The sequence below is a fragment of the Nitrospira marina genome, assembly GCF_059568365.1.
In genome coordinates this window covers 2,855,608-2,867,919 of the sequence record NZ_JCANTH010000001.1, presented here as the reverse complement: position 1 = coordinate 2,867,919, position 12,312 = coordinate 2,855,608, and the positions used below count along the sequence as shown (strand labels likewise).

At 50.1% G+C, this 12,312-nt stretch carries 14 protein-coding genes; 3 read left to right on the top strand and 11 right to left on the bottom strand.

Features of this window, described 5'->3' with window-relative positions; genetic code table 11:
• Positions 1-23 precede the first annotated feature (23 nt).
• From LX98_RS12095 to LX98_RS12050, 10 genes are all read right to left on the bottom strand, one after another.
• Positions 24-173, bottom strand: a complete 150-nt coding sequence (locus LX98_RS12095; RefSeq protein ID WP_496429146.1) for a hypothetical protein — start codon at positions 171-173, stop codon at positions 24-26.
• Between the two features lie 57 nt (positions 174-230).
• Complete coding sequence (locus LX98_RS12090; RefSeq protein WP_496429145.1) at positions 231-1,592, bottom strand: cytochrome ubiquinol oxidase subunit I; 1,362 nt, start codon at positions 1,590-1,592, stop codon at positions 231-233.
• On the bottom strand, positions 1,589-2,764 hold the full coding sequence (locus tag LX98_RS12085; protein WP_496429144.1) for a cytochrome ubiquinol oxidase subunit I: 1,176 nt from the start codon (positions 2,762-2,764) through the stop codon (positions 1,589-1,591). The genes LX98_RS12090 and LX98_RS12085 overlap by 4 nt, the downstream gene beginning before the upstream one ends.
• Before the next feature lie 20 nt (positions 2,765-2,784).
• A complete protein-coding gene (locus LX98_RS12080; RefSeq protein ID WP_496429143.1) occupies positions 2,785-3,210 on the bottom strand; it encodes a c-type cytochrome in 426 nt (141 codons plus the stop codon).
• A gap of 102 nt (positions 3,211-3,312) precedes the next feature.
• Positions 3,313-3,861, bottom strand: a complete 549-nt coding sequence (locus LX98_RS12075) for a quinol:electron acceptor oxidoreductase subunit ActD (RefSeq protein ID WP_496429142.1) — start codon at positions 3,859-3,861, stop codon at positions 3,313-3,315.
• Complete coding sequence (gene nrfD / locus LX98_RS12070; protein WP_496429141.1) at positions 3,845-5,173, bottom strand: NrfD/PsrC family molybdoenzyme membrane anchor subunit; 1,329 nt, start codon at positions 5,171-5,173, stop codon at positions 3,845-3,847. Before nrfD ends, LX98_RS12075 begins: the two co-directional genes overlap by 17 nt.
• Complete coding sequence (locus LX98_RS12065; RefSeq protein WP_496429140.1) at positions 5,170-5,907, bottom strand: 4Fe-4S dicluster domain-containing protein; 738 nt, start codon at positions 5,905-5,907, stop codon at positions 5,170-5,172. Before LX98_RS12065 ends, nrfD begins: the two co-directional genes overlap by 4 nt.
• Complete coding sequence (locus LX98_RS12060; protein ID WP_496429139.1) at positions 5,907-8,102, bottom strand: molybdopterin-dependent oxidoreductase; 2,196 nt, start codon at positions 8,100-8,102, stop codon at positions 5,907-5,909. The genes LX98_RS12065 and LX98_RS12060 overlap by 1 nt, the downstream gene beginning before the upstream one ends.
• Before the next feature lie 12 nt (positions 8,103-8,114).
• Entirely contained in the window at positions 8,115-8,603 is a 489-nt protein-coding gene (locus LX98_RS12055) for a cytochrome c3 family protein (protein ID WP_496429138.1), read from the bottom strand.
• A gap of 113 nt (positions 8,604-8,716) precedes the next feature.
• Positions 8,717-9,160 (bottom strand): PRC-barrel domain-containing protein, encoded by a 444-nt coding sequence (locus LX98_RS12050; protein WP_496429137.1) that lies wholly within the window; start codon positions 9,158-9,160, stop codon positions 8,717-8,719.
• A gap of 296 nt (positions 9,161-9,456) precedes the next feature.
• Between LX98_RS12050 and LX98_RS12045 the strand changes: the two genes are divergently transcribed.
• Positions 9,457-9,864: a response regulator gene (locus LX98_RS12045; RefSeq protein ID WP_496429136.1), complete on the top strand. Its 408-nt coding sequence runs from the start codon at positions 9,457-9,459 to the stop codon at positions 9,862-9,864.
• Positions 9,865-9,950: 86 nt separating this feature from the next.
• Positions 9,951-10,340, top strand: coding sequence for a hypothetical protein (locus tag LX98_RS12040; protein ID WP_496429135.1), 390 nt, complete (start codon positions 9,951-9,953; stop codon positions 10,338-10,340).
• A gap of 314 nt (positions 10,341-10,654) precedes the next feature.
• On the opposite strand, the gene LX98_RS12035 is transcribed toward LX98_RS12040, so the two are convergent.
• Complete coding sequence (locus LX98_RS12035; RefSeq protein ID WP_496429134.1) at positions 10,655-11,260, bottom strand: NAD(P)H-dependent oxidoreductase; 606 nt, start codon at positions 11,258-11,260, stop codon at positions 10,655-10,657.
• A gap of 323 nt (positions 11,261-11,583) precedes the next feature.
• Here LX98_RS12035 and LX98_RS12030 point away from each other — a divergent pair, with 323 nt between their 5' ends.
• Entirely contained in the window at positions 11,584-12,195 is a 612-nt protein-coding gene (locus tag LX98_RS12030) for a cyclase family protein (protein ID WP_496429133.1), read from the top strand.
• Positions 12,196-12,312 lie beyond the last annotated feature (117 nt).

Here is a 12,312-nt window from a genome sequence, read left to right as displayed (position 1 = left end):
TCCTGACTATGAAACGACGAGGCCTAAGCCGTCTGGCTATAGTCGACCACAACCGGATCGTTGGAATGCTCGCTAACCACGCCATTGATATAGAAAATACTCCGGGGGGTTGGGACCTCACGAAGCCTTGCAAATTGATATTGGGGGTCTTTGAAGTCTCTTGGCACGCCCATGTCAGACTTGCAGGCGGCGAAAACTCTGCCCTTACCGTGGAAAATGGAGGATATGGATCATCGCTCAGAGGAGTCGTAAGGAATCTCTTGGGAGACAATACCATTTTCCGAAGGAGAGGCTTGATAGGTTGATTTTTCGTCCTCCAACCGCATCTCATCATAAATGAGGTACCCGTTGACTGCACGAGCGGATTCGCGAACCCATCCCATGGCTAAGAGAATGATCACCGTCAACCCTGCCAACGTTATCAACATACCCGCCATCCTTCTCCGAGCTTCGGAGACGGCTCTCGAAACGGCGACTGGTGGCATTCGCCCAAATACCCGCAAGGAGTAGAGCCAATGTCCAAATCCAAAGACTACAAGGCTTGAAAGCGCAAAATATTTATACGGTTGCATCTTCCCCAAAGAATTAATTTCCTGATCGGTCAACCGATTGAGAAGAGGGATATGCTGCAATTGATAGGGCATCGCCAAAATCAGAGCGGCGATCACGATGACAGCGAGAGACAAGGGGGAGAACCCCATGAAAGAGGGAGGTGGTTGTGACTGCGACCGAACCATCTGCCTAACACACAAAGAACCGACCAGTATTAATAATCCGTACAATAACGCCACGACATCAAAAAGCCACGAACGTTCTCCTAGCATCACGGTATAAAAGGCCTGGGGTTGTCCATATCGCAAATGAAGCAAATATTGATATCCCACCACCGGCATGACCAGCAGAGCTCCGTAGCCAATTACAAAACAGTAACTTCCTCCTTTATGAAAAAAGTTTCGATCTGTATCAATTGTAGATTTCAGATAACGGACGGCACAGATTCCACCGAGGGCAAAACCTGCCCAAGTCAGATTGCCAAACCACCGGTGAAGATCCAAATGAATCATCGTGGGATTGAACACATTCTCCCATGCCGAATGAATGGGATCCGGGGTCAGCATATAGGAAGCGGTGATATCGATCATAAACATGGCACTTAAGGCGCAGCCTGCGGCAAGCCAGATAAAGGCCAAATGCACCGTTTGTCTCCACCCATGCCGTCCCCATTCCCAAAGGTAATACCAGGCATACGCAAAGATCGCTTCTCCCAAAAATAATGCCGCCTCTCCCAAAAACGGCCAAAACATCACGTGAAACAGACGATGCCAGAATTGAGGCCAGTAGATGTTCAGAGCAAACACCAGCACGACACCAAAAAATGAAACGGTTGCAGTGGAAAGCACCAATGCAAATGCAATCAGCTTGGCCAACCGGTGGAACCATTCTTTTTCCGTTACATAGCTACAGGTTGCTGTTACCGCACCGATTAAGGATGATCCCACAATGAACGTGGCAAATAAGCTATGCGTCAGGGCGGAGCCGGCAATCGCCACACGCCCGACGGACATAGAAGTTTCCAGGGGTTCAAGAGTCATGGGAATGTCTTATCTCTAAACGTGGATTCCGTCTGACTGTTGAGAATTCCATGAATGGTATCCGGCCCTCTGGCCACTTCACGGATGGTTCCCATTGTCAAATAGAGGACCAGCGCGGTTAGACCAAGGGCCATGGCGATGAAATGAATGAACGGCTTGTTGAGTGAGGGCGGTGAGCCACGCATCCAAACAGGAAACACATACAAAAGGTACCAACCCGTTTGAAGAAGCACGATAAGATTCACGATACGCCGATACACAGGGTATGGCGCCAGAACGACCATCAACACGACCGTCAACACATAAAATATTTCCGCCCGGTAGGAATGTCCCCGCTCCAGATGCACCGAGCGAAAAATGAGATGACTGCCTAACAGGAGTAGAGCCAGGAGAGTAAATTGCCATATCACCAACAAGACCGTTTGGCCTTCATAGAGGTTCTGCAAAATATCCGGCTGGGCATGCTGTATGTGTTGCGCGAATACGAAGCCGGAGACCGGCTGAATCATCAGGCTCACAATGCCGACGGCCATGCCTGTTTTTATGAGCGTGAGGTAATAGGCATCTTCCTTCTTTTGACCCGATTGTTTCCAAAGGCGCCATCCGGCATACGCCGCCATGACGTATCCGGCGATGACCAAATTTCCAAAGAATCGATGGACCATCAAGGGCACCCATGTCGGGTTCCAAAGCCTTGCCCATCCGCTATCGCCTTCAACAGGAGTCATCATATAAGAACCGATCCCGTCCAGAATTCCTCCCCATATCAGAATTAAGACGGCGGCTACCGTACCCAACGTGATATGCCAGGTGATACTTTTCGAACGAAGCTGATCCCAAAAGTGATAATAGGGATACAGGCACAACACTTGAATGAAAAACACGATCAAAGCCAGATGCAAAGGATAGCGGAAGTGGTTAAACAGATAGGTATTCGTGAGAGGGAAAAGTCCGATAAATAATTCCAGCATAAAGACAGCCAACACGATGCTGGTGGTATACGTCACCAGCGTAAATCGTGTGGCCAGATAGGCAAAATCCGTAAAATAGGGACGGCTGCGTCCCAATCCTTCCGCGATGGGAGCCAGAACCATGAATCCCACCCCAAGACTCGCGAGGGTAATATGGGCCAAACTGAAAAAGCCGATCCAAAAGCTTGAACTCGTCATCATGGTTACCACAGACGCGTTAACTAACTCGGTGTATTCGGTTTGTGCATCAAAAGACTGGCGGATGGCGCATGCTCCGAAAAAGTCCGAAGAAATGTCACCAAGGCCCATCTTTCTTCCTGAGAAAGAAAGGGTTCAAACGCGGGCATCACATTTTTTCCATGGGTAACAATAGTATACAGCACCTCATCAGGTTTCTGTTGCACCGCCGAAGCGTGAAGATTGGGCGGCAGGTCCGGCAGATACCCGGCCACCGGTCCGTCACCCATTCCCTGTTGTCCATGACAATGGGCACAATGAATGGCAAAGAGCCGTGCGCCATCGGTCGGATTTTTTGTTTGCTCCAGCGGAGATGTCGCAAGGGAAAATGGCGACATATTCGGAGAGCTTTCCGGCGGTGACTGCAACCGGGGAGCTTCTTGATACGCAACGGAAGGCTGTTCTTTCATATCTTCCGAGCATCCCCACAGAAACTGTCCAGCCAATATGATCCAACCCAGGATACGGTACGAGCGGTTCAAAACAAAATGGTTTAGTATCATCCCCGGTCCTCATGGGTCGCTGGCTATGTTCCGTATTTCCACTTCAGAAGCCCCGGCATTTTGAAGCAGGCGGGAAATGGAGTGAGCCTTGGCAATGTCATTTCCAACCTGAATCGATAAACCTACCGATCCCTCATCAATGCGCGGATCATTGCGGAGGCCGGATTGTTGCACGAAGGCAATTTTGATTGCTGTCGCCAAAAAGGTCACGACAATCGCCATCAGCATCATGGTTTCATAGGAGATGATTCCCACCACCGGAATACTCACAATGGGTTTCCCTCCCGTCACTAAGGGAAACAGGAGCGCAGTTCCTGCGGCAAAAAATATCCCGACCCCAATTCCGACGATCCCTCCGATAATGGTCAGGCGATGGAGCGGGATGCGAACCGGTTTATTGAGCAAAGAGGTTTCCAGCGGGAGAGGGGAGAGAATTTCCATAAGGATATCGGGAATGCCCTGGTTTCGTATTTGATCAATCACAGGAGGGAGAGAAGTCGCCGGATTGAATAATCCCAGCACCACGTGTCTGTCCATCGTCTCAGTGTTCTTGGGCATGTTTTTTCCCCAGTTTTTCTTCCCAGATCGAAATCACCGGTACGAATTTCACGGCAAGCGAATACAGCAAGAGAGCCAAGGCCAACGTGCCTACCAGAATGGCGAACTCTATCAGCGAAGGGAAATACTCATCCCACTGAAATGAGAGCCTCGGATGGGCAAGGGGAGGGACAATGATCAGCATGCGCTCGATATACATGCCGATATTGATGATCAGCCCTACCATCATGAGTCCTACGGGCCATTGTCGAAAACGAGGCCATATCAGCGTCATCAGGGGAATGACATAAATACAACTCACCATGAACCAGAAGGGCACGGCATACGCTCCGTAGAGAAGAGAATTCTGCACGGCAATATGATCGGGCACCTTGCCATACCAGACAGTTAATTGCTCAGCAAAATACAGATAGGCCAGGAGCAGGGTCGTGACCAGCAACAATTTTCCGAGTTTCTCAAAGTGTTCAGTTCGAACATAATTTTGCAACTGATACACCTTACGCAGAACGTAGAGACCAATCATCACCATCCCTAAGCCTGAGTGCACCGCGCCGACCACAAAATAGGGAGCGAAAATAGTCGAATGCCATGCCGGCACAAGAGCCATGCTGAAATCAAATCCGACAATGGAATGCACCGAGATCATGACCATCACGATCAAGGGTGTGATAATGCGTATGGCCATTTCCAATGTGCGCCACTGCGCTTGAGATCCATGCCATCCTATCGCCAGCCAGCGATACACGGTTTTTCTCCATCCCTGGATTCGATCCCGGGCCAGCGCAAAATCGGGAATTAGGGGCAGGTAAATATAGATGGTGCTTGCGGTCGCATACGTGAAAATGGCTGTAGCATCCCACATCAGCGGAGAACGAAAGTTCGGCCAGAGTTCCCGTTGATTGGGGTATGGAATCAGGTAATAAAACCGCCAGACCCGACCCAGGTGATAGAAGACGAATAATGCGGTGACGAGAAGGGCCACAACGGTCATGAGCTCAGCTATCCGCGTGACAGGTCGACGCCATTCGGCATTCGTTAACCGCAAAACACCGGAAATAAACGTTCCGGAATGGCTGACGCCGATCCAGAAAACGAACGAGGCAATATAGGACCCCCAGAAAATGGGATGATGCAAATTGGTTTGTCCGATCCCGGTTTGAATTTGGTAAGTCCACGCTCCCGCACCCGCTGCGACAAAGCAGGACAACACGCCTACCCAGAGATAATACGTCCAGGTGGTCGTCTGGAGCGGCGAGAGAAGGTCCCGATTGATCTTGGGCATTTCCTCCCAAACCGTTGGCCGGTCGGTCATTCCGACAGCCTCCGCAAATACGTCACGGCCGGATGCGTACCCAGAGATTCCATAAGATGAAATCCTCTCCGGCTCTTCTTCAAGTGAGACACCCGGCTGTCGGGATCATTCCGATCACCAAAAATCAGGGCGGATGTGGGACAGGATTGCACACAGGCGGGTGTGATTTCTCCATCTCTGACCCGCCGACCTTCTTTGTGAGCTGCTTCCTTTCCACTTCGAATTCGCTGCACGCAAAATGTGCATTTTTCCATCACACCGCCGGATCGGACGGACACATCCGGATTCAACTGCTCCGCCAACGGCTCGTCCCAATGGGGATCGAACCAATTAAATTGACGGGCGACATAGGGACAGTTATTCCCGCAGTATCGAACACCGATACAACGATTATAGACCTGAGCATTCAACCCCTCCGGGGTGTGATACGAAGCATAGACGGGGCAGACGGGTTCACAGGGAGCATCGTCACAATGCTGGCACATGACCGGAAGGAATTTGGCTTTGACGTTGGGATAGTCTCCTTCCCAATATCGCTCAATGCGAATCCAATTGATCGCTCGCCCTTCGGCTGCTTCCTCCTCCCCGGAAATGCGAATATTATTTTCGGCATGACACGCCACGACACAGGCTTCACATCCGGAGCACCGGTCCAGATCGACGACCATTTCCCATTTATAGGGTGATGCGGCCGTTTTTGAATACTCTTCCGTTGCTTGAGGATCTTGACTCATTACAAACCTCCCGTTTCCTGTATACGCCCGAAGGCAGGGTTTTTTCCGGATTGCTCCAACATCGGCAACCGCGATCCGCTTTTGATACGCTCAACACGAACCCGCGTCCCTCCTGTGGCCAGAGAACCCGATTGACCATCAAAACTTGGACCGAGCAAGACCATGGGATTCACTCCACGCCCCTTGGCATATCGTCCGTACGCACGGTGCCCCTGGCCTATGGGAACGGCAATCATGTCGGGATGCAGGCCGGGAAACACCATGGCTGACGCTTCGATCGACCCATAATCCGACGTGACTCGAACCCGGTCGCCAGGATGTATTCCTAATGCCTGGGCCGTGGTTGGATTGAGTTCAATCCAACTTCCCCACATGCCGGTGGTCAGAGGATCCGGTAATTCTTGGAGCCAGGGACGATTGGCCCCACGCCCATCATGCAACCCCAGGGACAGATAGGGATAACAATACAGAGGGTAGTCGGAGGAGTTCCCCAGGAATTGCGGCGGTTCATAGGTGACGGAGGGTATGACCGGGTTCATCTGGCGCATGGGGATGTTGGAAGGCCACAACCCGCCCTCCTGCAGAGTCTCTCTCCAGCGGGTCTCAAATGATTGTGGAGAGTCATCCTTCCTTAGGAGAGTCTGCCATCGGCTCTTCAACATATCGTGAAGGGTGTTCCAGGGAACCTGTTCACGGAGAGGTTCCCCCAATCGATGAGCCGCGTCCAACCACACATCACCAATGGGCCTTGTGTCATAGAGAACACGCACCACAGGTTGCGATACACTCCAGACCGGCACGGGGTTCGTATCCTGTTGAACAACCTCCCCCCATGATTCCAGCGGGTCATGATCCGGCAGAATCAGATCAGCCATCATAGTCGAGTCATCAAGGAAGGAACTGAAGCTCACGATGAACTGCGCATGGTCGAACACCCGCTCAAATTCCAGTGACGGTGGAAGGGTGAACAGAGGATCGGCGCGATACAAATGAAGCAGCGTGCGGGATCCTTGTTCAAATTCCCGGACCAAATCCATGAGCGTCCGCTCACTGGCCAACCCGGGTCGAGCAAGATCCACCGGGGAGCTTTGAGGTTCCATCCACTGGAGTCCGCCGCGCCGCCCGATAGCGCCGATCATCACGTTGAGTGCATTAATGAGGATAAGAGTCGTTGTCCCGTTGGTCTGGGCCGCAGCCGGACCCCCACCCAGAATTAGCGGAGCATTCGCTGATGTCAGTTCATGCGCCAGTTGGGTGATCACCTCTTCCGAGACTTCGGTATTGGCCGAAATATCTTCCAATGAGAAAGCAGAAAAGGTTTGGTGAAAAGATGTCCGGTGAGAAGAAGAAAGCCCAGTCAGGCCATCCCGTAATAAGACCTGTCCAATACCCATCGCCAGTAATCCTTCTGTTCCCGGCTTAAGAGGAATCCATTGATCCGCATTCGAGGCGGTGAGGGACAGGCGCGGCTCCACCTGAATAAAACGACCTCGAACCAACGGGCGGCCCTGACGGAATTTTCCATAGGCCACACCAAAGGACACCGGTGAGAGCCAGTGTTCAAGGAATGGCGCACCGAATGACAAGAGGTAATCGGCATTTGCCAGGTCATAGAAAGGAAGGTCATGGGTTCCAAAGCTGAGATGGTTGGCTGTTCTGAGAGTCTGTTCTCCCGTGGATTCGTACATCACGAGACGACCGGATAGGGAATCCATCAATGTTGTCAACAGGCTGCATAATGTGCCTGACACCGGACGGGTAACCATGGCCGACTTTCCGGCATGCGTTCGTAGTTGCTCCACCCATTCTGCCAGTCCTTCTTCCCAGGTAATCGGCCGGAATCGGCCTTGGCCTCTTTGACCTTCACGTCTTAGAGGACCTTGAAGGCGGTCGGGATTGTACAGACCTTGAAGAGCGGCTTGTCCCCGGGCACAGAGTTTCCCCTCATTAACCGGATGTCTGGGATTGCCTTCAATTTTTTTGGCCCGCCCTTCCATGACACGAACTATGGTCCCGCAACCGGCTTCGCATTCCTGACATGTGGACGCATACCAATTCGCTACTCCGGGAACGATATGGTCGTCTGGCAACAGATAGGGCACGAGGTTATGCACCTCTCGCTCACATCCCGGCAGGGATGATCCGGCTGCTGTCAGTCCAAGAATCTTCAATAGGGTCCGGCGATTTAGGTCCATGGCCGTGTCCTTTTACTTGTGACAGGTCCAACAATCGTGAGAGGCTCCCCGTTGTTCATGGCAGGTTAAACACCAGCCCATTTCATAGGTGGGCGCTCTCGGGGTGCTCGACATGCGGGCAACATTTCCATGGCATGAAGTGCAGGACAGGCCCGCGAACAGATGCATTTCATGCGTGAAGTAGACATGATCCGGAAGACGCTGCAGTCTGACCCATGGGACCGGCCGTTTTTCTTTCCAATAGATCTGCAGTATTTTCATATCCGGTGTCGTTTCAGGAAGCGACGCATGGCACGTCTGGCACAAGGCCATGGATGGCACACCGGCCACTGAAGATTGCGTGGCATACCGATGACAAAATTGACAATGAATATTCAAAGTTCCCGCATGTTGTTGATGACTAAAACGTACAGGTTGCTGATCTTGAACAGGCAGGTCGGCACTTCCGATGGAATACAGTGCACCGATCCCTATGGCAACACCCGCAGCTACCAACGCCAAGATGACTCCCCTTATTCTTCCAGACTTCATTCTTGTCCAAGTGTGAGTACGTTGAGTGATTTATGGTTGATGCCCCTTCATTCTTTCCTCGTCGGTCCATTGCTCACACAGGCCTACCGGGCCTTGAAAATCTGAGGGATTTGGTCCGGCGTTGAGTAGAATTCCCTTATGAGGAGTTTCCACTTTTCATCCTTCATGTCCGGCCAATCATTTTTATCAAAGCCGGGTGCCTTTTCTAATTTTTTCGGCTGAATATCCAAAGTCAAATATTCGCGATCCGGTTGGTGGGCCAGCGAGGCCCAGGGCACAGCAAAGAGCTTATCTCCCACACCTAAAAATCCTCCAAAGGATAAAACGGCATACCCGACTTCACCATTGCTTCCAATAACCAATTCCTCAATCTGCCCAATATCTTCGCCTTGCAAATTCTTGACGGATTTTCCAACCAGCTCACTGGCCTTGTAGGAGCCCTGGATTGGAGAAATGGCTACAGTCTCTGAACAGGGCGCCAGGAACAGGATGAAACCGAAAAACATCCTTAGAAAGGGTCGTGGCATATAGATCTCCATATTGCCGTTGATTCATATTGCCTTCCTACTAAAATTCACTTACGGGAGAGCTGATTTCTTCAATGTAGTTCTCTATCTCACTCTCTAAAATAGATAAATTGGAATAGTCCATCAGCATTTTGTCTACCGTTTTTCTCAAGACCCCCTCACCCTTAGACAGATGGATTATGAAGGCATCACGAAATTTGCACATTCAAGGGTTTTTGATAGTGGCGGATACCATCGAAGTTCGCTAAAAAGCCCTAGGTTGAATCCGTCAAAATAAATGCATAAGGGAGGCGCAAATGATTTTCCTTGTGACAGAGAATCAAAAATTTTTGGAATCGATGACGGGCCGATTGCGAAAGATGGGAAAAAGTGCGATGGGAATTACCCATAGTAAAGATTTGTGGATGCGCCTCCGGCAAACCTCTCCCGATATCATCATTCTGGATGGGAATTGTCCTCATATTGATGCGATAGAAATTTTAAAGGATCTTAAAGCCTCGGGGTATAAAGGCCAAACTATTGTGTTGGGAGACGGATCTTCTACACCCTTCGTTCCTGAGGTCTCTCGATTTGGTGCGATTCAAACCGCCGGTCGTCCTCTGGCCGTCAATCGGGTAGTGGGCGCTATCCGAATTGCCCAAGAGCATCTGAATATGGATCTGTGTTATTCCTCGGCACACAGGCAGGGAGAGTCCTGGTCATGAGGCAGAAAACTTTTAAACGTAGGACTTGAGGACGAAAAAAATTCATATTGTAAAAAATCGGGTCTAATCGAAGGGAGTATGTTGTTATGCCTAACACCAATGCATCATTTTCGGCCTTTTCCCGGGTAGATCAACTGAAACAGCAATTGGAAAAGTTGGAGAACCTGAGTACCACACAGGTAAATCCCAAAGCGTTGGACCAGTTTGATCGTGAAACTGAGGAGATATTGAAACGGGTAGACGGAAGAGAAGGGAAAATGGCTGCCTATAATTTTGCCACCATGGCAGAAGCCGAAGCTTTGGTCAATCTTCCTGAGTCTGCTCAAGAACCGACCTCCCGTGATCTTTTACAAAAGTCTCTCCAGCAAAGACGACAGGTGTTATTGGGAATGGTCAGTGAAATGGAAAGCTTGGAAGAAACAGAAGCGGAAGTTCTGACCGGAGAAGATCACGAAGGTCCACCACTAATGGGATAATTCAAACAACCATGTGAAAAATGAATCCTATGGAGTATCGGCTGAATTCTCCCTGCCTGTTTTTACTGAGGGTGTACCCTTCAATCATTTGGCCAGCTTAAGAGAATCTGATTTCCGGTGCCAATTGAGGGAAACTTCCCCTGTCATCATGTGTGGCGGAGCCATATCGGCTGCAACCAAATAATAATGCAGCTCAATCAAGTCACTATCAGGAGCATCAGAGATGCTCGCGCGTCAGTCTTCTTCTGAGTAGTCTCTCAAACTCTTCTCTCAAAAAGTTCTGGAAATGCTATGTTCGATCAAGCCTGGCACACTCAGGTATGCGATCGTGTTGAACTCTCACTTCGAGGACAAGGATGGGTCCTGGCCTGCTTCAGGGCATACGCATACCATTCCAGTTCTTCAAAAAACTCTAGGGCCTTTTGATGGATATTTTGATCGGTAGGCGTGCCATCTTCCTGGAAGACGTCCTGTACATGAGAGATGGGGAACAGAGATGGAATACTGGACATTCCCAGTTCAGCTAACATGGCCCTGAGGGTCATTGCCGCACGAACTCCGCCAAACCCACCTGCCGAATAACATACGATTGCGGAAGGTTTTCGAAAGTATTCCTCAAGGAAATGGTCTAATACGTTCGAAAGGGCAGGAGGAATGGTGTGATTATACTCGCCCGACACAATAATGTAGCCGTCAGCCGGAATAATCAGCTCAGCCACCTCTTGGAGAGTCCGAGGTGCCTGACCGGGCTTGAATTCCTTATACATTTTATCCAACAGGGGAAGGGGGTAAAGAAGAGGATCGATGAGTGTTGCGGCATGGCCGCGGGAATGGCAGGTGTTCAGCATAAAACGGGCGGCCTTGATACCCTGCCGGTCGCTTCTCACCGATCCGTAAATGATGGCCAAATTCAGTGGCATGTAGAATTCACCTTCATTTAAATCAATTTCATCTAATGGTTTATGGATGAACAGTGCACCTCTCAAATTAGGACCTTCACTGTTGACAGTTTAGACCGTGTGTTCGGACACAGGGTGTAGACAAATCGCAAGAGGCCCTTGAAAAAAGGTCTATTGAGCGAAGGAATGAAGTAACCATAATCTTTCGATGGTATCATCCAAATGCCGGGGTCCGGAACAAGGCGTCCTAGGAAAAGCTGGCCTGGCCTACCTCGTGGTTTTTGAAGAGTAACGATTGAGAAGTGATGAACCAGGTCATGATATCTAATTGGATTGACATATCAATGCCTCTATATCCGGGAATGGTTCAAAGACCAGATGACCCACCATTTCAGATGGAACCGGTGACGGATAGAAAAAATGGGGATAAGGTTCATGTCTCCAAAATATCAATGAGTTCTCATGCCGGAACGCACATCGGCGCTCCGGTGAAATGTGGAAGTCCTTATCAAGACAATGAACAAACAGAGTTTTCAGCGACAATAGGTCTGGCTAAAGTGATTGAGATCCAAGATAGGAATTCTGTAAAAGCGGAAGAATTAAAAAAACACCGCATCTATTCGCATGATCGGATTCTCCTGAAAACACGGAATTCCGCTTCTGACCCGTACTCTACACACCGTCCTGAAGAAACTATTTTTCTTGATCGAACTGCCGCGGCATGGCTTGCTGAACGGCGGGTGAGCACCGTCGGAATTGATGCACTGTTGATTGGAGGGAAGCACGAAAATGGAAAAGAGATTGCTCGCATGCTTATTCAAGCCGGAATTGTCATTATTGAAGGACTCGAATTTTCCCGAGTGAAACCGGGTGAGTATATGCTCATCTGTTTACCCTTAAAAATTCCGAACGGAAATGGTGCTCCGGCAAGGGCCATTCTCCAACCGGTCCGGTAGTGGTGAGGGAAACTTTTACGAGGTAGCTCATGCTGAAGTATAGTTATCTAATCTTACAGAACGAAAGGATCAGGAGGTGTGTTAATGGTTCCTGTAATACATGCGTAAGTTCGGTGC